Source organism: Sediminibacter sp. Hel_I_10 (assembly GCF_000688335.1).
In the GTDB taxonomy this organism is placed as follows: Bacteria; Bacteroidota; Bacteroidia; order Flavobacteriales; family Flavobacteriaceae; genus Psychroserpens.
Map to the genome: position 1 here is coordinate 1,905,340 of NZ_JHZX01000001.1, position 26,705 is coordinate 1,932,044.

At 37.5% G+C, this 26,705-nt stretch carries 24 protein-coding genes; 21 read left to right on the plus strand and 3 right to left on the minus strand.

Annotated features, from left to right (window positions below):
* Nucleotides 1–6: 6 nt before the first annotated feature.
* The 17 genes from P176_RS0108505 to P176_RS0108585 all read left to right on the plus strand — a co-directional run bounded on the left by P176_RS0108505 (nucleotide 7) and on the right by P176_RS0108585 (nucleotide 14,549).
* Entirely contained in the window at nucleotides 7–429 is a 423-nt protein-coding gene (locus tag P176_RS0108505) for a polymer-forming cytoskeletal protein (protein WP_026754311.1), read from the plus strand.
* Entirely contained in the window at nucleotides 383–640 is a 258-nt protein-coding gene (locus P176_RS0108510; protein ID WP_231481217.1) for an AtpZ/AtpI family protein, read from the plus strand. Before P176_RS0108505 ends, P176_RS0108510 begins: the two co-directional genes overlap by 47 nt.
* Entirely contained in the window at nucleotides 633–1,034 is a 402-nt protein-coding gene (locus tag P176_RS0108515) for a DUF6168 family protein (protein WP_231481219.1), read from the plus strand. The genes P176_RS0108510 and P176_RS0108515 overlap by 8 nt, the downstream gene beginning before the upstream one ends.
* Before the next feature lie 80 nt (nucleotides 1,035–1,114).
* Nucleotides 1,115–2,314, plus strand: coding sequence for a F0F1 ATP synthase subunit A (gene atpB / locus P176_RS19165; RefSeq protein WP_081820694.1), 1,200 nt, complete (start codon nucleotides 1,115–1,117; stop codon nucleotides 2,312–2,314).
* 36 nt (nucleotides 2,315–2,350) lie between these two features.
* A complete protein-coding gene (gene atpE, locus P176_RS0108525) occupies nucleotides 2,351–2,542 on the plus strand; it encodes an ATP synthase F0 subunit C (RefSeq protein WP_026754314.1) in 192 nt (63 codons plus the stop codon).
* Between the two features lie 91 nt (nucleotides 2,543–2,633).
* Entirely contained in the window at nucleotides 2,634–3,134 is a 501-nt protein-coding gene (locus P176_RS0108530; RefSeq protein ID WP_026754315.1) for a F0F1 ATP synthase subunit B, read from the plus strand.
* Nucleotides 3,135–3,167: 33 nt separating this feature from the next.
* A complete protein-coding gene (gene atpH / locus P176_RS0108535) occupies nucleotides 3,168–3,704 on the plus strand; it encodes an ATP synthase F1 subunit delta (RefSeq protein ID WP_026754316.1) in 537 nt (178 codons plus the stop codon).
* 46 nt (nucleotides 3,705–3,750) lie between these two features.
* The gene (gene atpA / locus P176_RS0108540) at nucleotides 3,751–5,331 is read left to right on the plus strand and encodes a F0F1 ATP synthase subunit alpha (protein WP_026754317.1); all 1,581 of its coding nucleotides are present in this window, start codon (nucleotides 3,751–3,753) and stop codon (nucleotides 5,329–5,331) included.
* A gap of 87 nt (nucleotides 5,332–5,418) precedes the next feature.
* Nucleotides 5,419–6,279: an ATP synthase F1 subunit gamma gene (gene atpG, locus P176_RS0108545; protein ID WP_026754318.1), complete on the plus strand. Its 861-nt coding sequence runs from the start codon at nucleotides 5,419–5,421 to the stop codon at nucleotides 6,277–6,279.
* 503 nt (nucleotides 6,280–6,782) lie between these two features.
* Nucleotides 6,783–7,304 carry a hypothetical protein gene (locus tag P176_RS0108550; RefSeq protein WP_026754319.1) on the plus strand — a complete coding sequence of 174 codons (522 nt, stop codon included), beginning with the start codon at nucleotides 6,783–6,785 and terminating at the stop codon, nucleotides 7,302–7,304.
* 133 nt (nucleotides 7,305–7,437) lie between these two features.
* Entirely contained in the window at nucleotides 7,438–8,016 is a 579-nt protein-coding gene (locus tag P176_RS0108555) for a hypothetical protein (protein ID WP_026754320.1), read from the plus strand.
* 56 nt (nucleotides 8,017–8,072) lie between these two features.
* Nucleotides 8,073–9,533, plus strand: a complete 1,461-nt coding sequence (locus P176_RS0108560; protein ID WP_026754321.1) for an oligosaccharide flippase family protein — start codon at nucleotides 8,073–8,075, stop codon at nucleotides 9,531–9,533.
* A 26-nt stretch (nucleotides 9,534–9,559) separates the two neighbouring features.
* Nucleotides 9,560–9,994 carry a dUTP diphosphatase gene (gene dut / locus P176_RS0108565; RefSeq protein WP_026754322.1) on the plus strand — a complete coding sequence of 145 codons (435 nt, stop codon included), beginning with the start codon at nucleotides 9,560–9,562 and terminating at the stop codon, nucleotides 9,992–9,994.
* Between the two features lie 113 nt (nucleotides 9,995–10,107).
* Complete coding sequence (locus tag P176_RS0108570; protein WP_026754323.1) at nucleotides 10,108–11,127, plus strand: sugar phosphate nucleotidyltransferase; 1,020 nt, start codon at nucleotides 10,108–10,110, stop codon at nucleotides 11,125–11,127.
* Between the two features lie 63 nt (nucleotides 11,128–11,190).
* The gene (locus tag P176_RS0108575; RefSeq protein ID WP_026754324.1) at nucleotides 11,191–12,552 is read left to right on the plus strand and encodes a lipopolysaccharide assembly protein LapB; all 1,362 of its coding nucleotides are present in this window, start codon (nucleotides 11,191–11,193) and stop codon (nucleotides 12,550–12,552) included.
* Between the two features lie 4 nt (nucleotides 12,553–12,556).
* Nucleotides 12,557–13,339 (plus strand): DUF4292 domain-containing protein, encoded by a 783-nt coding sequence (locus tag P176_RS0108580; protein WP_026754325.1) that lies wholly within the window; start codon nucleotides 12,557–12,559, stop codon nucleotides 13,337–13,339.
* Nucleotides 13,326–14,549, plus strand: a complete 1,224-nt coding sequence (locus P176_RS0108585) for a murein hydrolase activator EnvC (protein ID WP_231481221.1) — start codon at nucleotides 13,326–13,328, stop codon at nucleotides 14,547–14,549. Before P176_RS0108580 ends, P176_RS0108585 begins: the two co-directional genes overlap by 14 nt.
* Nucleotides 14,550–14,591: 42 nt before the next feature.
* On the opposite strand, the gene P176_RS0108590 is transcribed toward P176_RS0108585, so the two are convergent.
* On the minus strand, nucleotides 14,592–15,101 hold the full coding sequence (locus P176_RS0108590; RefSeq protein WP_026754327.1) for an acyl-CoA thioesterase: 510 nt from the start codon (nucleotides 15,099–15,101) through the stop codon (nucleotides 14,592–14,594).
* 147 nt (nucleotides 15,102–15,248) lie between these two features.
* Nucleotides 15,249–16,187 carry an SPOR domain-containing protein gene (locus tag P176_RS0108595; protein WP_026754328.1) on the minus strand — a complete coding sequence of 313 codons (939 nt, stop codon included), beginning with the start codon at nucleotides 16,185–16,187 and terminating at the stop codon, nucleotides 15,249–15,251.
* Between the two features lie 103 nt (nucleotides 16,188–16,290).
* On the opposite strand from P176_RS0108595, the gene dprA reads away from it, so the two are divergent.
* The 3 genes from dprA (at nucleotide 16,291) to P176_RS0108615 (ending at nucleotide 24,700) form a co-directional block, all read left to right on the plus strand.
* The gene (dprA, locus tag P176_RS0108600; RefSeq protein WP_026754329.1) at nucleotides 16,291–17,394 is read left to right on the plus strand and encodes a DNA-processing protein DprA; all 1,104 of its coding nucleotides are present in this window, start codon (nucleotides 16,291–16,293) and stop codon (nucleotides 17,392–17,394) included.
* Between the two features lie 322 nt (nucleotides 17,395–17,716).
* On the plus strand, nucleotides 17,717–21,091 hold the full coding sequence (locus tag P176_RS0108605) for a T9SS type A sorting domain-containing protein (protein WP_037348845.1): 3,375 nt from the start codon (nucleotides 17,717–17,719) through the stop codon (nucleotides 21,089–21,091).
* 297 nt (nucleotides 21,092–21,388) lie between these two features.
* A complete protein-coding gene (locus tag P176_RS0108615) occupies nucleotides 21,389–24,700 on the plus strand; it encodes a hypothetical protein (RefSeq protein ID WP_026754331.1) in 3,312 nt (1,103 codons plus the stop codon).
* An 84-nt stretch (nucleotides 24,701–24,784) separates the two neighbouring features.
* Here P176_RS0108615 and trpS read toward each other — a convergent pair whose 3' ends face one another.
* Nucleotides 24,785–25,753, minus strand: coding sequence for a tryptophan--tRNA ligase (gene trpS, locus P176_RS0108620; protein ID WP_026754332.1), 969 nt, complete (start codon nucleotides 25,751–25,753; stop codon nucleotides 24,785–24,787).
* A gap of 110 nt (nucleotides 25,754–25,863) precedes the next feature.
* Between trpS and P176_RS0108625 the strand changes: the two genes are divergently transcribed.
* Nucleotides 25,864–26,610: a 1-acyl-sn-glycerol-3-phosphate acyltransferase gene (locus P176_RS0108625; protein WP_026754333.1), complete on the plus strand. Its 747-nt coding sequence runs from the start codon at nucleotides 25,864–25,866 to the stop codon at nucleotides 26,608–26,610.
* Nucleotides 26,611–26,705 lie beyond the last annotated feature (95 nt).

Genomic DNA, 26,705 nt, shown 5'->3' on the forward strand with positions numbered 1-26,705 from the left:
CACCCTATGTTTTCAGAAAAAAAATCAGGAAAAACAATAAGCGATTCCAGCTCACAACAAAACACCATTGCACAAGGCACAACCATAACTGGCGATATCGTTAGTGATGGTGATTTCAGGATTGAAGGTACCGTGGAAGGCAACATCAAAACACCAGGCAAAGTGGTTATTGGTAAAACTGGAGCCGTCAACGGAACTTTAAAAAGCAGTAATGCGGATATCGAAGGAAAGTTCTCAGGTAAGATCTTTCTATCAGACACGCTGTCACTAAGAGCCTCTGCTCATGTTGAGGGCGAGACAGAAGTTGGTAAATTGGCTGTAGAGCCTGGTGCTACTTTCAACGCAACCTGTGCTATGAAAGGTGCTCTAAAAGAATTAAACAATGGCCAAAAAACAGGACCATCCAGCACGACCAAATCAAATGCCTAAAAAGGACAAAGCGCCTAATAAGTATATTCGATTTACTTCCGTGGCCATACAGATGGGAGCCACTATTTGGCTAGGTAACCTGTTTGGCAAATGGCTAGATTCTAAATATAATGCCGATTATTGGGAAACCACGGTGACCTTGATTGCTGTATTTGCTGCAATGTATATGGTTATAGCCCAAGTGATCAAAGTTTCTAAAGAGGGTGATTAAAACCGTTATAACATACTTCTTATATTTTAGTTTGGCCCTTATCCTAACCTACGCGCTGCAGTATATAAGTATGGGTCAAGATACTTCGACCGTAAGGTTTTCAATATGGCATATAAACCTATTTTTTGTGATCATATCATTTACCATATGCGTCACCCTTCAATTGATATCACTCAAGCCTGAACTTGAACCTCAATTAGGCTACCTGTATTTGCCAACAGTCATAATAAAAGGAATTCTTTTTTATATCATTTTTAGAAACACTGTTTTTGGAATAGAAAGTGTTAATAACTTGGAACGCTTAATTTTAGGCTTACCGTTACTCATCTCTTTAAGTTTGGAAGTCTATTTGATTAGCAAGATTTTAAAGAAAAAGACCGCGGAAATTTATTGACAAAAAAAGCATTTGTTTTTTTAATTATTTACGTACTTTTGCACGGAATTTAGAAAGAGTATTTTTAGACTTTATAACTAATGGCAATACTGCAACAAGGATTTAAATTTTCGATTTTAGCGCTTCTCTTATGTTGTGCTCCTATTTTAATTGCTCAAGAGCATGAAGAAGGGGTGGAATATACTGAATATAAGGAAGGTCCCGTAAGTTCTAAAAGCGAGGTTGAAGATTACATTCAACATCACATCAAGGACGCTCACGATTTTAATTTGTTTTCTTATACAAATGATGAAGGAGAGCGTAAGCATTTTGGTTTTCCGCTACCCGTGATTATTTGGACGAGTAATGGTTTAACAACTTTTATGTCTTCTGAATTTCATCATAATGATAATGGTAACGTCATTGTTGATAAAAACGGTTTGAGCTTTGCTAAAATACACAGCAAAATATATGAACTAGAGCAAGGGGCCTCAACAGTAAGTTTTGATGAAGATCACCACGCTACTAACGCCCATAAAGTTTTAGATTTTTCAATTACAAAAAGTGTTGTTGGAATTCTATTAATAGGAATTCTGCTCTTTATTTGGTTTCGTGGTTTAGCGAAACAATATAAAACTAAAAAAATTCCAACGGGTTTTGGACGTGTTTTAGAGCCCTTAGTCATCTACGTACGTGACGAGATTGCAAGACCAAATATTGGTGATAAGCATTATAGAAAATTTACAGGCTACCTTTTAACGGTTTTCTTTTTTATCTGGTTATTGAACCTTTTAGGCCTAATGCCTTTTGGTTTTAATGTTACAGGGCAATTAGCGGTAACTGCTGCCTTGGCTATCTTCACTTTAATTATTTACACAGCTAGCGGAAATGCAGACTACTGGAAACACATCTTATGGATGCCAGGCGTGCCTGTATTGATTCGTCCTGTTTTAGCGGTAATCGAATTGGCAGGAGCATTTTTAATCAAGCCCTTTTCATTATTAGTACGTTTGTTCGCAAATATTACGGCGGGTCACATTGTAGTAATGAGTTTGATTGCCATCATGTTTATCATGAGACAATCTTTGGGTATTGTAGGATCTAGCTTTCTATCTATTGTACTATCTGTATTGATATTACTAATTGAAATTTTAGTGGCGTTCCTACAGGCTTATATCTTTACAATGCTATCAGCACTCTTTATAGGTATGGCTGTTGCAGAACACGATCATGATCACGCACATGATGGAACTGGACATGATGTTGCAGATGCAGAGGACGTGAGAAGTGATTTTATTTAATTTGAGTTTTTTTAATTTTTAATAAATCTATTTACTATGTACAATTTAATTGGAGCAGGATTAATCGTAATTGGAGCAGGTATTGGACTTGGTCAAATTGGAGGAAAAGCAATGGAAGGTATTGCTCGTCAACCAGAAGCAACCGGTAAAATACAAACAGCGATGATTATCGTTGCAGCACTTTTAGAAGGTCTTGCATTTGGAGCTTTAATCTTAGGAAAAGGTTAATCCAAACAGAAATTAAAACAAAATATGGCTCTGCAACGGTTGGTTGCAGAGCATATTTTAAAATTAAAAAACTAGTCAAAAAACCGAGACAATGGGAGATTTATTTAATGACTTTTCGATAGGGCTGTTTTTAGTACAGACCGTTTTGCTTTTGTTGCTTATTTTCCTAATGGCAAAATTTGCATGGAAACCTATTATGAATTCTTTATCTGAAAGAGAAGAAGGCATACAAGGCGCTCTAGATGCAGCAGCAAATGCTAGAAAGGAAATGGAAAACCTTCAAGCAGATAACCAAAAGTTGTTGCAAGAAGCAAGAATAGAGCGTGAAAACATGCTCAAAGAAGCGCGTGAGATGAAGACGAAGATGATTGATGACGCTAAAGAAGAAGCGCAGACTCAAGCTAATAAAATGATTGCCCAGGCACAAGCCGCAATAGAGAGCGAAAAGAAATCTGCTATGGCAGAACTTAAAAGCCACGTTGCAGCACTTTCTATACAAATAGCAGAGAAAGTTGTGAAGCAAGAGTTATCAAACAAAGACAAGCAATTGGAATTGGTTGATAGAATGCTAGGTGAAGCTACGCTAAATTAATAACTAAAGTTCCTCACGAAAGTGGGTATTTCTATGTCAGGAGAAAGAGCAGCCATTCGTTACGCAAAAGCATTGTTAAGTCTTTCAGAAGAGAAAAAAGCTTCTGAAGCCGTTAACGAGGATATGGTTTTGATGGCAAAAACCATTTTAGAAAGTAGAGACTTAAAGCAAGTACTTGAGAGTCCTGTGGTACAATCTTCGGTCAAAAAATCTGTGATTCTAGAGGTTTTCAAATCAAGTCATGATCTTACTAAAAATCTTATAGATACCTTAATTGCCAACAATAGAATCGCTATCTTGAGTGACGTGTCTAAACACTACACAAGATTGTATGATGAGTTAAGAGGCATTCAAGTAGCAACTGTAACTACTGCTGTGCCTTTAGACAAGACACTTGAATCTAAAGTTTTGTCGAAAGTGAAAGAGTTAACAGGAAAAGACGCAGAAATTATCAGTATTGTAGACGAAAGCATTCTTGGTGGTTTCATATTAAGAGTTGGTGATACCCAATATGACGCAAGTATCGCTAACAAATTAGACAAATTAAAAAGAGAATTTACACTAAATTAAACTTGCCCTCAGCAGCATAGCTTGCGGGTAAAAATATATTATTAACATGGCAGAAGTAAAACCAGCTGAAATATCAGCAATCTTAAAACAACAACTATCAGGTTTTGAAGCAGGCGCAACTTTAGATGAAGTTGGAACCGTCTTAACCGTTGGTGATGGTATTGTACGTGCTTACGGCTTATCTAACGCTCAGTATGGAGAGTTAGTTGAGTTTGATGGCGGTTTAGAAGGTATTGTACTTAACTTAGAAGAAGACAATGTTGGTATTGTACTTTTAGGGACTTCAGTAGGCGTTAGAGAAGGCTCTACTGTGAAACGTACAGAACGTATCGCATCAGTAAACGTTGGTGAAGGTATCGTAGGACGTGTCGTTGATACTTTAGGAAACCCTATTGACGGTAAAGGTGCTATTGCTGGAGAAACTTACGAAATGCCATTGGAGCGTAAAGCACCAGGTGTTATCTACCGTGAGCCTGTAACCGAGCCATTACAAACTGGTATCAAAGCTATTGATGCAATGATTCCTGTGGGTAGAGGTCAACGTGAGTTGGTTATTGGTGACCGTCAAACTGGAAAAACTACAGTTTGTATTGATGCCATTTTAAATCAAAAAGAATTTTACGATGCAGGTAATCCTGTATATTGTATATATGTTGCTGTAGGTCAAAAAGCCTCAACAGTAGCAAACATTGCTAAAACATTAGAAGAAAAAGGCGCTTTAGCTTACACTACCATCGTAGCAGCTAATGCATCTGATCCTGCAGCTATGCAAGTGTATGCACCTTTTACAGGGGCTTCTATTGGAGAATACTTTAGAGATACTGGTAGACCAGCGCTTATTGTATTTGATGATTTATCAAAACAAGCTGTAGCTTATCGTGAGGTATCTTTACTATTACGTCGTCCACCAGGTCGTGAAGCTTACCCAGGTGACGTTTTCTACCTACACTCTAGATTATTAGAGCGTTCTGCAAAAATCATCAACAACGATGCTATTGCTAAAGAAATGAACGATTTACCTGACGTGTTAAAGCCAATGGTAAAAGGAGGTGGCTCTTTAACAGCGCTTCCAATTATTGAAACACAAGCTGGTGACGTTTCTGCTTATATCCCAACTAACGTGATTTCTATTACAGATGGTCAGATTTTCTTAGATGGTGATTTATTTAACTCTGGGGTTCGTCCAGCAATTAACGTAGGTATTTCTGTATCTCGTGTTGGTGGTAACGCACAGATTAAATCCATGAAAAAAGTATCTGGTACATTAAAATTAGACCAAGCGCAATTCCGAGAATTAGAGGCATTTGCTAAGTTTGGATCAGATTTAGATGCAGTTACCTTAAATGTAATTGAAAAAGGTAGACGTAACGTAGAAATACTAAAACAAGCACAAAACGATCCATTTAAGGTTGAAGATCAAGTCGCTATTATTTATGCGGGATCTAAAAACTTATTAAGAGATGTTCCTGTTGAGAAGGTCAAAGAGTTTGAAAGAAATTATCTTGAACTTCTTAGAGCAAAACATCCTGAAACGCTTTCCACGCTTAAAGCTGGTAAATTAACAGACGAGGTAACAGATACCTTAATTACTGTTGCAAAAGACGTTTCTGGAAAATATAGAGCTTAAAAGTTCAAGGTTTCGAGTGAAGCTTTAAAGTATATGTTGAATATACGCAACCTCATAAGTTGAAACTTATAACTCACAACTTTAATTATGGCAAACTTAAAAGAAATACGTAATAGAATATCATCGGTGTCTTCAACGATGCAGATTACCAGTGCCATGAAAATGGTATCTGCTGCAAAGTTAAAAAAGGCCCAAGATGCTATTACCGCCATGCGCCCTTATGCAGACAAGCTAACTGAATTGTTACAAGGACTAAGTGCGACATTGGATGCAGATGCAGGAAGTAAATTTGCAGAGCAACGTCCCGTAAAAAAGGTGTTGATGGTTGCCATCACCTCTAATAGAGGGCTTTGTGGTGCTTTTAATTCTAACATCATCAAATCGGTTTCAAGACGTGCAGCAAGCACTTACGCCAATCAAGAGGTATCTTATATTGCTATAGGCAAAAAAGCCAATGATGCTTTTAAGAAAACCAATAAAGTGATTGCTAACAAAAGTGAGGTTTTTGACAATCTAACTTTTGATCATGTCTCTGAAATTGCTGAAATGCTAATGGAAAAATTCGTCTCTGGCGAATTTGATAAAATCGAAATCGTTTACAATAAATTTAAAAATGCTGCGACTCAAGAGGTCATGACAGAGCAATTCTTACCTATTGTTCCTATTGAAGGAGATACTAATACCACTGCGGATTACATTTTCGAGCCTTCTAAATTAGAAATTGTTGAAGAGTTAATTCCGAAGTCCTTAAAGACGCAGTTGTATAAAGCCATTAGAGATAGTTTTGCTTCAGAACATGGTGCACGAATGACAGCAATGCACAAGGCAACAGATAATGCAACAGAACTGAGAGATCAACTTAAATTGACTTATAACAAAGCTCGTCAAGCTGCTATTACCAATGAAATTTTAGAAATTGTTGGTGGAGCAGATGCTTTAAGTAATTAGACGGAGTATTAACGAAGTCAAATACTATAAAAGCAGATGCTTTAAGTAATTAGACGAAGCGTTAGCGAAGTCAAATACTAAAAAAGCGTATGCTTTAAGTAATTAGACGGAGTAGTATTAGAGATTTGAATATTCACTAGGATTTTATAATCGGATAAAAACAAAAAGCTAACGATGATCGTTAGCTTTTTTTTGTTTAAAAACGATGTGATTCTATGCAATTAGACGCAGCGTTAGCAATGTCAATTACTAGAAATTCAGTATGCATTAAGCAATTGAATAAAGCGGTATTTAAAGTTTGAAATCTTAGATCTAAACATTCATCTCAGTTTTTATCGAATCCCGATAAAAACAGAAACTAACGACCATCGTTAGCTTTTTTTCGTTAACGAACAACAATATTGTAAGTTTTTATATACAAATCAATCGATTTTTTTATAAATTACTTTTCTGTTTCATATTATTCGTTATATTTGAGTACCAAATTTTTAACCTACTTTATTATGAAACTACTAAAACAGGCGTTTTGCGCCACGGTATTTACCATTGTTTTTTCGAGTGCATTTAATATGTCTCATGCTCAAGGCAGTTTAAGCCTTCAAGCGCAATCATCCGTTAAATTTGACGCTGTTTATTTCCAAGAATGGTACGCAGGTATCAAAGTTGGTGGAACTGGTTTTAACATTTTCTTACCCAACGTTAATAAAAACCAGGATATTGTTATGCAAGATGTGTACTTTAGAAACCTAAAAGGCAAACTCAACAAGGTAAAAGACAAGTACGTTGCTACCTTAAAGAATCCATCTCCACATTACACGTTTAAAACTCCAGAAAAGCCAAAAGATTATCCTTTTGATCTTAAAGATTCTGAGTGCGTCATCAGCTACTTAGAAAATGGACAAACAAAATATTTAAAAATAGCAGTATTAAACGAACGTGCTGGAACCTACTATGAAAATGGTCCGCCATCAATTTATGACGATCCATCTTCAAGAGGATTAGCTACATTGGATAGTGATGATTAAACTCACAACGATCTCTATTAAGAACGAATACTAACCATAACTTATAAAAAACCTGATCTATAAATCAGGTTTTTTATGCAATGATCTCAAAAAGCACTTATTTCAATTGGCTCTAATCGATTCAATTTGTTCATTGATTTTAAACTTACCTGTTTATGGCATTACTTTTGAAATTGTACCTTTAGAAACCAATATCAAAGTTAACATGAAGCAACTTCCTCTTATACTTAAACTAATCATCTTGGCTCTGTCAACCACTATGATCAATTGTTCTTCTGCGCAGAAATTACAAAAAGAAGCACCCGCTCAATTTGGGGAGGTGTATTTCCAAAAGTGGACGGCTGGAGTTGAAGGTGGTGGCTCTGGACTCAATGTATTCATCCCTATAACCAAAGGGACTATTGAACTGGATAGCATTTATTTTAGAGATAACGTCGCTAAACTTGAGACAAAGCCTCAGGATCCATCGGTATTCATTGGCAGGTTCTCTACCGATTTTAATAAAGCAAAAGACCTCATCCTTAGTAGTGATATGCAAGAAGAAGCTAAAAACAAACTCCCGGTAAAATCAAAAGGCATCCCGTTTGACCTAAAAGAAGACGAATGCGTGGTGAGTTATTCACAACATGGAAAACAACGATATTACAAGATATCAGGGATCCATCAAAAACCATCTTTGAATTATCCAAGTGCACCTCCAAATCGGCAATAATCAAACTTTGCTGGTCTCGCTTAAAACCGTAAATTTAGCACTTCAAATAGAACCTATTGAGTGCACTCAAATCTCTTTTTAAGCAAACCTTTTTCTATGGTCTAGCAACAGTTCTACCGAGAATGCTTGGCTTTTTTTTAGTGCCGCTTTATACCTCTGATGGTGTTTTATCTTCACCTGCAGAGTATGGTAGGGTCAATATCATTTTCTCATACTTCGTCTTATTTAACGTCCTCTTAGCCTATGGTATGGAGACTGCGTTTTTTCGGTTTTTCAATAAGGAAGAAGACAGGGATCGTGTGACTTCAACATCGGCCATTTCCTTACTCGTCTCATCGTTCGCGTTTTTTATATTGGCGCTTCTTTTTCAAGAACAGATATCTCATGTTATCGAGATTGATGTAAAATATATTAATCTCGTCATTTGGATTTTACTATTAGACGCCTTGGTCATCGTGCCATTTGCCTGGTTAAGGGCTACTCAAAAACCAATCAAATATGCCATTATAAAAATATTGAACGTGGCAATCAACTTAGGGCTCAATCTATTCTTTTTATTAGCGCTTAAAGATTTAGCAGCAACCAGCTCTGTTTTTGAATCTATTTACAGGCCTAATTTTGAGGTCAGTTATATTTTTACAGCAAATCTTGTTGCTAGCGCCTTGACCTTAGTGCTCATGGCTTCCTTTTACACCAAAATCAACTTTAGGTTTGATACAGCGCTTTGGAAACGCATGATGCGGTATGCTTGGCCCGTTTTAATTGCAGGCATCGCATTTTCCATCAATGAGACCTTTGACCGTATTTTGCTTGACAAATTACTTCCACCAGATGTCGCAGAAACACAAATAGGCATGTATTCTGCCTGTTATAAGCTGGCTTTATTTATGACGCTATTTGCTACGGCATATCGTCTTGGTATTGAACCCTTTTTCTTTAGCCACTCTAAGAGTGAGAATCCTCAAAAAAACTACGCCCGTATTTTAGAGTTTTTCGTAGCGATTGGATCGGTCATTCTACTGGCAGTCGTTGTTTTTGCAGATGTTATTAAGCCCTTTATCATTAGAAGCGAAGCCTATTGGGAGGCCATGTGGATTGTTCCTATTATTTTGATTGCTAATTTCTGTTTGGGGATTTATCACAATCTTTCGGTATGGTACAAAATAACAGATCGCACAAAATTTGGAGCTTATATTTCTGTTTTAGGCGCCATCATTACACTTACCATCAATATTTTGTTTATTGGGTCTTACGGGTATAAAGCTTCAGCAATTGCCACACTTATTGCCTATGCTGTGATGATGTTATTGTCTTTTTTCTTCGGAAGAAAATACTACCCAATCCCCTATAATCTCAAGAAAATTTCGATGTATCTCTTTATATCCATAACACTGTCTGTACTGTCGTTCTACTATTTTAGAGGACAAATTTTTATTGGAATCTCGATGTTAATTGTATTTTTGGGTATCGCTGCCTTTACAGAAAAAAGGCAAATTCAACTGCTATTGAAAAAATAACCGGTCTAACCATTTTAGTTATTTAAATGAACATAAAAATCATCAATAAGTCCAATCACGAGCTCCCCAACTACGAAACCATAGCTTCTGCGGGGATGGACCTTCGTGCTAACCTTTCAGAATCTAGAATTTTAAAGCCTTTAGAACGCAGTATTGTTGGCACAGGATTATTTATAGAACTCCCTATTGGCTTTGAGGCGCAAGTAAGACCGAGAAGTGGTTTGGCTGCTAAAAAAGGGATTACCGTACTTAATGCTCCAGGCACGATTGATGCAGACTATAGAGGTGAAATAGGTGTGATTCTTGTTAATCTTTCTAACGAGAACTTTACCATTCAAAACGGAGAACGTATCGCACAGTTAGTAATTGCTAAGCATGAGCGTGCAGAGTGGTCTGAGGTTGAAACACTGTCTGATACCGATCGTGGTGAAGGCGGTTTTGGAAGCACAGGAACCACTTAAAAAATTTATAGAATACTCCTTACTAAGCGGTTTCAAAACCGATATGTTGTTGTTCTATCACAAAAAGATAAAGTTTAATTAAAATCAAATTTTCGTTTAAACGGAAAAGGAATATGAAAATAATAGTACCCATGGCCGGTAGAGGCTCTAGATTAAGACCTCACAGTTTAACCGTTCCAAAACCGTTAATTCCCGTGGCTGGCCAACCCATTGTACATCGTCTGGTAAAAGATATCGCTAAGGTTTTAAAACAACCCATTGAGGAAATTGCTTTTGTTTTAGGAGATCCAGCATGGTTTGGTGATGACGTTGTTAAAAGTTTAGAGCATTTAGCCAAATCACTTGGCGCAAAAGCATCTATTTATCGTCAAGACCAACCCCTTGGTACCGGGCACGCCATCATGTGCGCAGAACCATCATTAACTGGACCAGCAGTAGTAGCGTATGCAGACACATTAATAAGAGCTACCTTTAATCTTGATGCAGAGGCCGATAGCGTCATCTGGACCAAAGAAGTAAAAAATCCTGAGGCTTATGGTGTGGTAAAACTTAACGAGAAAAACCACATTACCGAGTTGGTTGAAAAACCTACCCATTTTGTAAGTAATCAAGCGGTGATTGGTATTTACTACTTTAAAGACATTTCTGTTTTAAAAGATAAGCTACAAGAGGTTTTAGATGAAAACATCATGAACGGCGGCGAGTACCAAATTAACGATGGCATTAAGCGAATGATGGCAGATGGTCGTGTTTTCAAAACAGGAACAGTAGATGAATGGATGGATTGTGGCAACAAAAACGTCACTTTAGAGACCAACGCCAAGATACTTGGGTTTTTAAAAGCCGATGGCGAAGAGCAATTGATTTCGGCGTCTTTACAAAACAACAATTCCACCGTTATAGAACCCTGTTTTATTGGTGAAAATGTAGTGTTGCACAATACAACCCTAGGACCTAACGTTTCCGTAGGAGATGGTTGCGTGATAGAAAATTCCGAAGTAAAAAATAGTTTGATACAAACGCATAGCATTATAAAAAACGCTAATTTAGATCAAGCTATGATTGGCAATCACGTGAGATACGATGGCGAGTTTAAAGCGGTAAGTCTTGGCGACTATTCGGTATTAGAATAGAATGAATTGTCTAGAACACTGTGATGGCCTCAAAGACAGGAAGGCATTGAGACAGGAAGGGTTATGAAGACTAAATTTTACATTGGGCTATTTTTAATAGGAACACTTCTGTTACCTCAGCACTCCTCTGCCCAAGTGGACTTTAACAAACGCCCTGATGATGACCTAGGTAATGTTGAAGACCAATTTCAAGAATATTTCTTTGAAGCCCTCAAACAAAAAGGGATTGAAAATTATCAAAAATCGGTTGATGCCCTACTAAAGTGTATTGACATCAACGATGATAAACCGGTTCTATATTACGAACTGGGCAAAAATTATATGCAGCTCAAAAATTTTGGTGCTGCAGAAGATGCCTTTAAAGAAGCCGTGTCTAAAGACCCAGAAAACGAATGGTTTCTAGATGAACTTTATGGTGTTTACATACAGCAAGAAGACATGAATAAAGCACTTCGAACTGTAAAACAACTGGTCAAATACCATCCAGATTACAAACAAGATTTAGCATCACTCTACATCCGCCTCGAGAAATACGACGATGCCTTAGAGTTGCTTGATGAAATGGATAGCAAAATGGGCTATGATGTAGACCGGGATTATCTTCGGAATCAAATTTATACGCTTACAGGAAATAATGAAGAGCGCATAGAAAATTTAGAAGAACGTGTTAAAAGCAATCCAGAAGATGAAGCCACTTACCTAAGGCTTATTTTTAGATATAGCGAAACTGGAGAAACCAAAAAAGCTTTTGATGCCGCCAAGCGCTTACAAAAACTCAACCCAAATTCGCAATTGGTACACTTGGCACTTTACAAGTTCTATTTACAGGATAATGATGTTGAAAATGCCATCAACTCTATGAAAGTTGTGTTGGTAAGCCCAGTTATAAAACCTGAAGCAAAAACTAAAGTGCTCAACGATTTTGTGAAATTTGTAGCTGCAAATCCGCAATACGAATCAGATTTAATTGAAATCACTGCTCTTATCAGTGAAGATAAAAGTGTAAAAACCCTGTTAGAACTGGGTCAGTATCATTTACAGTCTGGAGATAAGGAAAAGGCACTAACCTATTATGAGGAGGCGCTTAAGCAAGAACCTAAGAACTTTAACATCATTAAAGATGTCATTCTACTTGAGATTGATCTTAATCAAAATGAAAAGGCTGTTCAACTTAGTAAGGAGGCTATCGACTTATTTCCTGCACAGCCCCTTTTATATTTGGCAAATGGCGTTGCACATAATAAACTCATGCAACCTAAAAAAGCCATTTCAAGTTTAGAGATTGGCGTAGATTATGTAGTGGATGACGTTAAAATGCTCAGCGACTTTTACAATCAGTTGAGTGATGCCTACCAACAATCTAATAATATTAAAAAGTCTGAAGCGTTTGCTAAAAAGGCACAGGCATTATCAAACGGACAATAAGTATATGAAATTATTAAAAGCAACTTACCTATTTGTTCTAGCTGTTGTATTGGTTTCTTGCGGTACATCGCGACGCATTAATGGTGATGGCACTATTGATGAAAGGCTCACGGCAAAGCAACTCATTAAAGAGAGCGCTAGACAAGAAGCAAAGTTCAAAACGCTTCAGGCAAAGGTTAAAATTGACATTACACAAGACGGCAAAGAACAAGGTTACAGTGTGACTTTAAGAATGGAACGCAATAAAACCATTTGGATTAGTGCAACTTTGGGGCTGGCGAGAGCCATGATTACTCCAGACCGAGTTCAGTTTTATGATAAAATCAACAATCAATATTTTGATGGCGATTACAGTCTCCTAAGTGATCTATTGGGAATTGAGCTCAATTTTAAACAAGTACAAAGTCTATTGATAGGAGAGCCTCTATTTAATCTCAAAGACGCCGAATACACGATTTCAAACAACGAGACCTCCTATATTTTAACACCTAAAACCGAAGATCCACTATTGGAGCTGTTTTTATTGTTCAACCCTTCGCATTTTAAAATGGATTCCCAACAACTGGCACAACCGCTCAAAAAGCGATTTTTAGAGATGGACTATACCAATTATCAGGCCATAGAAAATGAGGTTTTACCACAAACTTTAAAGATTATTGCTGTAGAAGAAAATGAAGAGCTTAATATTGCACTAGAATACAAATCGCTTTCTATTAATGAAGACCTGCGCTTCCCGTTTAATATCCCTTCTGGATTTGAAGAAATCACCCTTGATGATGCCAAGTAAGCTTTTATACCGTCTCTTTTTTTTATGCTTTGTATTAGGCAGTATCACTGTAAACGCCCAAAGCGATAAGCAGAAAGCCTTGGAGGCTAAGCGTCAAAAATTTGAGCAGGAACTCCAACAATTGAATACGCTGCTCTTTTCAGATAAGAAAAAGGAAAAGTCCATTGTATCTTCAGTTGAAGACCTTAACTATAAAGTAAGCGTAAGGCGAAACCTCATCAAAGTTACTAATGACCAAGCCAATTTATTGACTCGAGAAATTAACGCCAATCAAAACGAAATTTCAAGCCTTAGAGACCAGCTCAAAGAGCTTAAGGAAACCTACGCCGCAATGCTGGTGAAGTCTTACAAGAGTAAATCTGAACAAAGCAAAGTCATGTTCTTACTGTCTTCAGATAATTTTAAGCAAGCTTATAAGCGTTTACAATACATTAAGCAGTACACTAACTATCAAAAAGAACAAGGCGAACTCATTAAAGTCAAGTCGGCAAAACTTCAAGAACTCAATACCGATCTGGTACGGCAGAAAAAAGATAAAGACCAATTGATTGCTGAAAACAGAACCGCTCAAAAAGAGCTGGAAAAAGAGTTGGACGAGCAAGAAAAACTCATGGCATCCATTAGAAAGAACCTGAGCAGTTATACCTCTAAAATTAAGCAGACGCAGCAGGAAATTGATCGGTTAGATCGTGAGATCAACAAATTAATTAAAGAAGCGATTGCTGCCTCTAATAAAAAAGCTGGTAATTCTAGCCTATCTCAAGGCTTTGCACTTACTGCCGAAGCTAAGGCGCTAGCTGCAAACTTTGTCTCCAACAAGGGCAACCTACCGTGGCCAGTAGAAAAGGGCGTCGTTAAAGTACGTTACGGCACCCAACCATCGCCTATTGATAGAAGCATTACCATAAGCAGTTCTGGTGTGAGAATTGCTACGGAAAAAGGCGCACAAGTACGTGCTGTCTTTGAAGGGGAAGTCTTAGCCGTTATGGGCAAAAAATACTCTAACCCCACCGTATTGATCCAACATGGTAATTACATTACTGCTTATAAAAACTTAGCGAAGGTGTATGTCAAAAAAGGAGATAAAATAGCCACCAAACAAGATATTGGTGAAGTCTTTACCGATACCAATGGCGACTCCATCTTGTTTTTTAGTCTTCACAAAGAAGATCAAACCCAAAATCCGGCGTATTGGATTTACAAAATGTAAGTTCCAGAATCAAAGGATAGCAAACCTGAAATCAACCTTTGTTTAATCAAACAGTGCCTTAAGTTCCGTCGCGTCAGAAGGCTTCATTTTACCTGCTAAAACCAAACTTAATTGTTTACGGCGTAGAGCGGCTTCGTAGCGTTCTTTTTCCAAATCGGTTTCTGCAATAAGATCTGGCACCTTCACAGGGCGTCCTGTGTCATCCACCGCAACAAAAGTATAAATAGCTTCATTGGCTTTGACACATTCTCCAGATTCACGGTCTTCTATCCAAACATCCATGTACACTTCCATAGAGCTCGTAAATGCACGTGATACTTTAGCTTCAATAGTGACCACGCTACCTAAAGGTACAGACCTGTTAAAAGCCACATGGTTTACAGATGCGGTAACTACAATACGCCTACTGTGACGTCTTGCGGCGATACTTGCAGCACGATCCATGCGTGCCAACAACTCACCGCCAAATAGATTATTGATAGGGTTGGTTTCACTAGGCAACACCAAATCGGTCATGATGGTCTTTGACTGAAAAGCAGTTCTTGGTGACATAGGTATAATTGTTTCGGTTTCTAAAACCCCATTAGTAAATGGGGTGCTTAATTTAAGGATGCAAAGATAAGCCTTATTTAGACCCGTGAGCCCTAATTAAGATTTCGTTAGAATAAAATAGAAGTTAGAAAATTTCCGAAGCAACTGTTAATCTAAAGTCTTTACCAACAACCAAGCATCACGGTTATGCGACTTTTTAATGTCTCTTAAAGCATTTAAAGCCTCTATACGGTCTGAATAGCTGGAATACACCACCTCATGAAGACCATAGCGGTTAACGCCAATTTTGCGGGCCTTAAACCCTTTAGCCCTTAGTTGCTTCACTTTTTTATCAGAGTTAGCCTCTACTCTAAAAGCGCCTGCTACAATATGATAATTTCCGCCTTGTTTTTCTACTTGAAGTGTGGCTGCAGGCAAAGGATTTTCGATCACGAAAGTAGCTTGCTGCACCTTCGCATCCAATTGTTGATTAGCGGCTTCTTGGGCCAACTGGTTTTGCGTATCAATATGGTTGAGATATAGTTGAGACCCTCCCAATCCGCCAACGGTTAAGGCTAAAAGCGCAAGAGCAGCGTATTTAAGATACGGTCTATTTTTACGTCGTTCTGGAATGATCGCAATTGGGGCTCTTTCCTCAATGATGGCAACATTTTTCTTATGGATCTCTCTTGAAACAGCATTAGTGGTAAATTGAGATAAGCCAAAAGCATCGGTCAAATAATTAACGTGATGAGACGGTTCAAAACCGATATGTCCCTCAACGTTCAACTTTAAATCACCAATATGGTGTAAAGCAATCGTTTCGCCTTGGGTCAAATAAGACTTGATTGTTTTTACTTTCTTGGCAATTTTTTCAACCGCAACATCGTAAGGTATTTTCTCTACCTCGGAAATGTAACTCGCTAGAAGCCCATCATTATGCTGCAACTGCTCGTTAAAAGACACTAGTTTTTTTGGAGGGTAAAACGAATGTGTAGTTTCATGTATTTGGGCAGAAACTCTTTTTGTCAAAAAAGCGCCCAGTTCTGGTAGAATGACACAGTCATATCTGTAGAGTAAGTCTGCGATGTAGGTCTCTAATTGCATAAAAACAAAGGTAAAAATTTTTGTATGCCAATAATAGTCGGCATCAAGTATTTATTAACAGCGTAAAATTTTGTTTCTTGTTGTCTTAAAATCAGCACATCACATGACCGATCAAGAATTAATCTATGCCTTGGCCTTGCAACATATTCCTAAAATAGGAGATGTTACGGCCAAAAAGTTGATCAACCATTGTGGATCTGCAGAGGCTGTATTGAAAGAAACAAAAGGCAATCTCTTGAAGATTGACGGTATTGGCGCCATCCTCATTAGTGGCCTGTTTGACTCCAAACCTATTAAAAATGCGGAAGAGGAGTTGGTTTTTATAAAAGAAAATGCCATCAAACCGCTTTATTTTACAGATCCCGAGTATCCCGAACGCCTTAAACATTGCATTGATAGCCCTTTACTTTTATTTCAAGTGGGCAACATTGATTTAAAACAAAAGCATATCATCAGTATTGTGGGCACAAGAAAAATAACGACCTACGGCGTTGCTTTCTGTGAGAAATTGATTGAAGAACTCGCTCCCTTTGATCCTATTATTGTTTCTGGTTTTGCTTACGGCACAGACATTACCGCGCACAAAGCGGCCATTAAACACAATTTGCAAACCATAGGCTGCCTGGCGCATGGGCTCAATCAAATCTACCCCAAAGTGCATAAAAAGTATATGGTAGATGTTGAGAAAAACGGCGGATTTCTAACCGACTTTTGGTCTACCGATACTTTTGATCGAAATAACTTTTTGAAACGAAACCGGATTATCGCAGGCATGAGCGAGGCCACGATAGTGATAGAATCTGCTGAAAAAGGAGGCAGTTTAGTGACTGCCGATATTGCCAATTCTTATGACCGAGAGGTTTTTGCTGTACCCGGTAGGGTTACCGATAGTCAAAGCACGGGTTGCAACAACCTCATCAAAATGCAGCAAGCCCATGTGTTATCGACGCCGTTGGACGTGCCTTATATGCTCAATTGGAATTTGAACAAAGCCGAAAAACCTGACATACAACAACAACTGTTTGTAGAGTTAACGGCCGACGAAAAACTCATTTACAAGTATCTTAAAGATCATGGCAAAGTCTTTTTAGACGTGATTGCCATAGAATGCCAGTTGCCTATTTTTAAAGTGGCCGGCATGCTTCTAAATATGGAATTAAAAGGCGTGATCAGACCGCTTCCCGGGAAGCTCTTTGAATTAATATAAGTTTTTTTGATTGTTTAGGTTCATAATTATGTCTTTCAATAGAGCATTAATTTCAGCCATGCACCTTGTTATAATTTTCTCCGGAAAAGTGAGTTTTCACGATCCACTAAATCAAGGTAAATCTCTTCTAATCAAGCGTCTTAGCGCCCTAAAAACGGTGTTTTAGCGGTATTTTATGCTGAACAGCTAATTTTTTTTCTCGATGCCTGATTTCTATGCATCTTTAATTGTTTTTCCGCTTTTTTATAATTGAATACATGATGTTTTACAACGCTATAATATGTTGTAAAACCAAGAAACTGACTATTTAAATTTCGTAATTATGAAATCAAAAAATACTTTAAAATTAAGATTAATTAATCCGTTAAGATTTGGCGTTTTGATGTTGATGATGTGCTTTTCATTTTCATCAATGGCACAAACGGTAACAGATATTTTTCCAACTCGAGTGACTACCCAGAGTGTAATTACGATTTCTGGCTATGATTTTATTCCTGGTGATCAAGCATACATAAGTATTACTGGTGCTGGAATAAGTGTCACTAATAGAACTTATGTCAATGAGTTTCAAATGACCGTAGAAGTGAATAGAACACAAGCTTCTACAAGCGGTACATTGACCATAAATAGACCTTCTGCTCCATCTTACACTTATGATACCGGTCTTAATCAAACTATTGATTACATTCAACCCTTGGCAAAAAGCTTGACAAGCGGTAGAGATTATTTTATAGAAGAAATTTATACCAACTGGGATCAAAACGGTGATGGGAATAACTTTTGGAGATCCAATGATTGGCAATCTTCCCCTACAAATAATAGTACTTGGCCAAATAGCAAACATGAGCTTTTAGGCTTTAAAATGAATGGTGGTCCCATTTTTTCTACTGGAATTTTATCTGAAACAGATTTTCGGGCACAGTTGCCAGCCAATGAAACTGACGATCCAGGAGAATTTTATGATACAAGGTACAAAGCCTACTCTACTAATGGCGTACAAGGTAGAACAAATAGTAATCATTACATTCTAACAGGTGATTTAGTTGATGGTGTAACTGGCTCTGATGAAAACCCAACAAATAATAATCTTTCTACTTTAACTGAAATTGCGGGAATTACCATATTTGATGTCATTGTAGATGGACAAAATGGTCTGGAGTTGGGCACTGGGATTTCTAATTTTAACAATGATGTGAGTGTTCGATTTTTTAGTGGAAATGGCGAACCCGGTATTATTGGAGATAACTTACCAGATTTGCTAATTACACAAATAGCTCAGGCGGGCGGCACAGATATTTATTATTACGCCGACGAATTAGGAAATGTAGTAGGCAAGCCAATTAAAATCACTATCAACAATGATTCCGATACGCGCTTAGCAGAGTGGCAACTAGATTTATTTAGCTTTCCTGGCAATCAGCCATTTGTATCCACTAATCCAAATAAAAGAGGATTTACCAGTAACGATAATGAGCATCGCCCAATACGCATGCTCGCCTTTAAACTTGAGGATTTTGAAATTGGGGGAGACCCATTAGATCCAACCACATATATTGGAGAAATTAATAATGTGAATATGAACGCTGGAGGAACCGCAGATATGGCTTTTTTAGCATATAATGCAGCCACCTTTGATATCAAATCTCCAGTAGCTGATCCCTTATTGTCAAAATTTGTTTGTAAGGTGGATGGTACATCTAATGTCACCTTTAATGTAACTGCTGGTGTTGACGATGGTAATGGTGGTATTGCAGCTCCTGCATCTGGTGAGGAGTTGACTTATGAGTGGTTAAAATACAATTTACCTGCTCCTGGAGGCACAGCGACCTCTTCTTATACTGTAAACAGTGTCACATCTGCTAAACTAGCTACGTATAAAGTGAAAATTGAAAATAGTAATGGAGCAATTATACTTCCTGTTACGCTTTCTGAAGGTGGTACTCCTACGTTTTGGAATGGATCCTCGTGGCAATCACCATTTGGAGCTGTAGCAGAAGAAGAAAGAGGTTTAGTATTTTCAACATCTTACAATTTGCCTGGAAACCTTAAAGGTTGCGATTGTGTCGTTAGTGCTGGTAGCAATGTTACAATTCCCTCTGGTTCTAAAATTTTATTATATGATGAATTGACCATACAACCAGCGATTGCTGAAAATACAGAAGAAGGCATTTCTGCAGTTCCTGCAGGAACCTTTACACTTGAAAACAACGCGAGTTTGGTACAAACACGTTTAGTTCCATCTGTTCCAAATAGTGGAAGTATCAAGATGATTCGTGATGTTAGTGTTAATGAAGATGATTATGTGTATTGGTCTTCACCAGTATCCAATTTTAACATTGATAATATACCAGGTAGTAATGCACTAGCATGGGATCCGTTGGTTATAAACACAAATGGCACATCAGGTAATTGGCAATCCGCAAGTAATATGATAATGACAGCGGGTAAAGGTTACATCAAACGTGTTCCAAACGCTACATCCGCTATAACAACAGAATTTAATGGCGTCCCAAGAAATGGAACAATCAGTATTGCTATGCAGACAACAACCAGTGGAACTCAAGATGCAGATGATAAAAATTGGAACCTTATTGGTAACCCATATCCCTCTGCCATAAGTGCTTCAAAATTTTTACTCGCAAATACATCTACAGTTGGGGATCCTAATGTGGATAATACTTACATTGAGGGCGCTGTTCATTTGTGGACGCATGGCACGGCTCTTTCTGCTGCTAATAGTGATCCTTATTATGAAAATAATTTTGGATATAACTATGACGGCAATGATTATTTATCTTATAACTTGACAGGTTCTAGTATTGATTTAGGATTTAACGGTAATATTGCGTCGGGACAGGCCTTTTTTGTTAAAGCTCAAAATAATAGTAATGTAACTTTTACAAATGCTATGCGCTACGATGATGCCTCAAATACCACTGGAGATCCGGCTGATGATGATACTAATGGTTTTGATAACGATCAGTTTTTTAGATCGGCAGCAGATTCACCAGTAGATGCTGACAATGAAAACCAAAAAATTTGGTTAACGCTTGTCAATGAAAATCAAACTGCCTCTAGTATTTTAATTGGCTATGTAAATGGTGCTACTCTAGCTAAAGACAACTTATATGATGCCACTACTAATGGCGAAAGCTTTAGTATCTATTCTATGATAGAAGATAGTAAAATGGTCATCCAAGGGCGTCCTGTGCCTTTTGTAGACAGTGATGTGGTACCACTAGGGGTTAATATTGATCAAAATGGCATTTATAATATTGGTATAGATCATTTACAAGGTTCTTTGTTTACGGCAGATCAAGATATCTATCTTGAAGATACTTTTCTTGGTGTTATTCACGATCTAAGAGAATCACCTTATTCTTTTACTGCCGAAGAGGGCACAATAGATAACCGTTTCTTATTACGATATACAGGTAGTGAAGACACCCTGTCAGCAATTGATGTGGCAACTTCTGAAACCTTTGCGTTTATTAAGAATAATGTGTTACACGTTCAGTCGTCTCAAAATATTAAGGATATTACTGTATATGACCTAACTGGTAAGACCATTGCCGAGTTTAATAGTAATCACTCTAGAGATCGATTTGAGTCAGACTTTAACTTCTCAAGAAGTGTCTATCTCGCTGTAATTACTTTAGAGAACGGTACACTCGTTAAAAAGAAATTGATGAACTAAACAGGAAAGTTGTTCTCAAACGCTTTCCATAGTTAACCAAAAATCCTCGAAACCATCCGTGATATCCTTATCAAACGGATGGTTTTTAGTTGATTATAACAGTGTCATTCATCTTTAAAAAATGTATTTTTATACATTTCATCGTATTTATTATACATTTCATCGACTATTTTTTTCTTGTAATTGGTTTGTGTAGACCTTTGGGCTTCCCTCATCTATTTATAAACAAAATTGATTGCTTTACAGTAGCCCCCTCTTACTGTAAAACCAATAAAAGACCTTGTAAAAATCCTACTTATGAAATCTACAATTACTTTTAATTTAAGAGTACTCAACACGCTTAAACTAAGTGTCTTAGTGTTGATACTATCTATTCCTGCTATTTTTAGCGCACAAACTGTAACTAACGTATTTCCTACCAGAGTAACTAGTGATACAAAAATCACCATTATTGGAACTGGTTTTACCTCTGGAACATCCTTTAGCATTAAAGGTAACGACATTGGTGTTGACGGTAAAACCTTTATAAGCTCTACCGAAATGACGGTTACTGTCAATTACAATAGCACCAGTAACAGATCTGGTAGTTTACATATTGGTAACGTTGATACTGGCATTGCTATTGATTATGTAGGCTATTCTAACCAAAGAACCGACAACTCTAACAACGATAACACCATTACTAGAATTGACGAAATATACACGACCTATAATGGCTTTTGGAGATCTAACGATTGGAAAAATGATCATTCTGATCGCCCAAATACTAGTCATGATTTACTAGGCTTTAAGTATGGAGGTATTGTATATTCTACAGGTGTAAACGATGCCTGGTTAATTTCTAATTTAGGTACAGAAGTTGATAACGTTCCTAACCTTGAATTTATCCCACAAACTTTTAAAGCATATTCTACCAACGGCGTTACAGGAAAGACCCATAGCGCGAATTATCTAGCTATGGCAGATTTGGTAGATAACGAACTTAATGAAGGAACTGCTGTTACTTCACCAAACATATTAGGGCTTACTGTATTTGACGTGATTGTAGATGGGGTCAATGGTTTAGACTTGGGTACAGGAATTGCAAATTTCAATATTACTGCAGATATTCGTTTTTTTAGTGGTAATGGTCAAGTAGGTGCTCTAGATATTACAGATCCATCTGTTGAAGATGATGCACCAGATTTATTAATTACACAAATAGCACAACCAGGTTCTTATGATGTGTATTATTATGCAGATGACTTAGGAAACGTCGTTGGTACTCCTGTGCGTTTATACATGCAAGACGAAGGAAACGGTCCAGGTTTATTAGCAGAATGGAGATTAGATTTATACCGCTTTAACAATAACGTCAACTACGATGTAGCAACACCACAAGCAAGATCATTTTCTAATAATGAAACAAGGCCATTAAGAATGGTTGCTCTAAAACTTGAACATTTTGGTATTGATGCCTCAAATATTGATTTGATCAATAATATTAATATGGTTGCTGGTGGTAGAGCAGATATTGCTTTTTTAGCTTATAATAAGAGTGCTTTTGATATTAAATCACCACTTATCGAACAAAACCCAGTCTCAAGATTTGTATGTAAATTTCCAAATACGTCTTCCGTAACCTTTAATGCCAAAGCTAATATAGATGGTGGAAGCACAGCAGTAACGCCTGAGGAACTAGAAAAAGAAGCCTTAAATTATGAATGGTTCACTTATAATACGCCAATTTCAGGAGAAGAAGGTACACTTGAGCCTAGCGTGGTTGGTGCTAATTTTAATGTTAATGCCGGTAGCGGTATCACACCATCTGATTTAGGTACTTATAAAGTAAAGATTTACAATGAATATGGTACCGTTTTTCTTCCAGTAACACTTGCCGAAGGTGGCACACCTGTAACCTGGAATGGAACATCTTTTTCTTTGCCACCAGCATATACGGCTGCAGAACTTACTGTTGACGATGCTGATCGAAGCTTAAATTTTGCTGCTGATTATACCTCAGCTCCTAATACTAATTTAGAAGCATGTGATTGTAAAGTTTCTGCGGGTCGTGAAGTGACTATTGCTGCTGGTTCAACCCTTAAACTTTACGATGAACTCATTGTAGAGGATCTTATTCCTGCCTTCACAGATATTGAAGACAACTTTCAACCAGAAGTTCCAGCAGGTATTTTTACCTTAGAAGACAATGCAAGTTTAATTCAAACTAAGGCCGTTTCAGCCAATCAAAATAGTGGCCTCATTAAAATGAAACGTGAAGCCAGCAACCTACATAACAATGATTACGTGTACTGGTCATCACCTGTACAAGGGTTTAACGTCTCTAATATTCCTGGTAACGCAACTTACCAATGGGATACCGATGCATCAAACGCTAATGGATCTCAAGGTAATTGGGTCTCTGCATCTAATAGCATCATGACAGCTGGTGACGGATATATCAAGCGCGTTAACAGTGCTGCAACTTTTACAGCACAATTTGTTGGGAAACCTAATAATGGGGTAATCACTAAATCGATCACCTCAGTATCAGCGGTGTCTTCTGAAGAAACAAACTGGAATTTAATAGGAAACCCTTATCCATCAGCTCTAAATGTTGAGAAATTCTTAAACGCCAACACCAATATAGATGGTAACGTACGTATCTGGACCCACAGCGCTGCAATAAGCACAACTCCTAATCCTACAAGCAATCCTTATTATCAGGATTTTGCATACAACTACGGCGATCAATACATCACAAGCAATGGTTTAGGTAGTACTCCAGACCCGTCATTTAGTGGTAACATTGCTGCAGGACAAGCCTTTTTTGTTCAAGCGGAATCTACAGGAAATGTAACGTTCAACAACGCGATGCGCTATGATGCTAGTGAAAATGCTTATGACAATACCGATTTTTATAGAAGTGCCGAAACTACCGCAGATACTAACTTAGAAAAGCAATTGATCTGGTTAAGTTTAGTAAAAGCCAATAACCAATCTTCAAGCACTCTTTTAGGCTATGCTGATGGGGCTACTTACGGTAAAGATCGTCTTTATGATTCACGTACTAATGGTGAAGAATTTAGTATCTATTCTTTAATTTCTGAAGAACAAATGATTATTCAAGGTCGTCCTTTACCATTTGTAAATAGTGATGTGATTCCTCTTGGTGTCAACATTGATGAAGCTGGAATCTTCGAAATTGCAATTGACAACCTAGAAGGTAATATCTTTGTAGAAGGAGAACAAGCCATTTATATTGAAGATACGTATCAAAATACCATCCATAATTTGAGACAATCCCCTTATACGTTTACAGGTACTGTTGGAAACACCAACGATCGTTTCATCTTAAGATACACCAATAGCAACGATACGCTTTCTGCTATAGACTTAGCAACAACTGAAACCTTTGCTTTTGTAAAAGACAATGTATTAAAGGTACAGTCTACACAAAATATAAAGGCGATTACACTATACGATTTAACTGGTAAGACCATTGCTACTTATAGTTTAGACCGATCAAAACCGAATTTTGAAACAGCTTTCAACTTTTCAAGAAGCGTCTATTTTGCAGTAATCCAATTAGAAAACAAAACTTTAGTTAAAAAGAAACTGATGAACTAAACACAGTTTCCTGCAACATAAAAAGACCTCAAAGTATGCCAAATAATGGAACTTTGAGGTCTTCTTTTTTATAAAACAATCCGCTTAATACCCTGTTTTTTCGCGTACTCGTTTCAACACATCATCTGCTACCTTCTTTGCTTTCTCAGCGCCAATGGCTAGTATCTCATCAATCTCTTGACGGTTAGACATATAATAGTTGTAGCGTTCTCTTTGCGCTGCAAATTTTTCAACAATCAACTCGAAAAGCGCTTGTTTAGCATGACCATAACCATAATTGCCCTGTTCATAATTTGCTTTCATGGTCGTAATTTCAGCTTCAGAAGCCAATAAACGATACAGCGCAAAACAGTTGCAGGCGCTCCAGTCTTTAGGAGCCTCTAAAGGCGTACTGTCTGTTTCTATAGACATGATCTGTTTACGAAGTTTTTTATCCTCTAAAAACAAATTGATGAAATTGCCCCTACTTTTGCTCATTTTCTCACCGTCAGTTCCTGGAATTAATTTGGTTTCCTCTTGAACTTGTCCTTTTGGCAAGACAAACGTATCTCCCATTTTTGCATGAAAGCGTGATGCGACGTCTCGAGTCATTTCAATGTGTTGCAATTGATCTTTACCAACGGGAATGATCTCGGCATCATATAACAAAATATCTGCCGCCATAAGCATTGGGTAAGTAAATAGCCCCGCATTAACATCGTCTAATCGGCCTGCTTTGTCTTTAAAACCATGTGCAAGCGTTAAGCGCTGGTATGGATAAAAACAACTGAGATACCAAGATAACTCCGTAACCTGAGGCACATCACTTTGTCTGTAAAATACAGTTTTATGAATATCTATCCCAAAGGCCAACCAAGTTGCTGCTGTAGAATAGGTGTTTTCCCTTAGGGTCTCTGCATCCTTAATTTGAGTAAGGGTATGTAAATTGGCGATAAATAGAAACGAATCGTTCTTTTCATCATTTGCCATTTCAATTGCAGGTAGAATCGCACCTAAAATATTACCCAAATGTGGGGTACCCGTACTCTGTATTCCTGTTAATATTCTTGCCATGTTCTTTTTCCGCCTCAGCGAAAATCTATTTATACTATTAAAACTATATCGTCAGCAAAGGTATTTTTTTTAATTAAATAGCTCAAAAGTATTCTGTACTTTTACCACCAATGAAGGGTTTTAAGTATCTATTTTGGGTGATCTATCGCATTTGGTTTTACGTCTTAGTGGCCTTACCTATCATCCTATTGTTGCCAATTTTAATCATTTCAATACTCAAAGAGTCGTGGTACCCCACTTTTTTTAAAATAGCACGCCTTTGGGCTTGGTTTATTTTATTGGGAATGGGCTTTAGAGTGCGCATTGAGCGCGATCAAATTCCAAAACCTAAGAACAGCTATATGTTTGTAGCCAATCACACATCAATGGCAGATATCATGTTGATGTTAGTTACGGTCAAAAACCCGTTTGTGTTTGTTGGTAAACAAGAGTTGGCAAAAATTCCATTATTCGGTTTCTTCTACAAACGCACCTGTATTTTAGTAGATCGAAGTGATCCTAAGAGCCGTCAAGCAGTATTTAAAAGAGCTCAAAAACGGCTCAATCAGGGGATGAGTATTTGCATTTTTCCGGAAGGCGGTGTCACAGATGAACACGTTTTGTTAGATAATTTTAAAGATGGCGCCTTTAGGTTGGCCATTAATCATCAAATTGAAATTATTCCCATAGTTTTTGCCGATAATAAACAACGCTTTTCATTTACATTTTTTAGTGGTAGCCCAGGCAAAATGCGTGCAAAGGTGTTGGCCTTTATTTCTACGGAAGGACTTACAAGTAAAGACACTAAAGCGCTAAACAAAACCACAAGAGACCTTATTTTAAATGAGTTAAAGCGTTTTAAAAATATTAAACAGTGATCTTTTACGATTTTTAGATAGTATCACAATCTTAATGATTACTGATGTATTGGAAATCTTGTCAAAGAGTGTGTAACGCTAACTAAAACATCAAA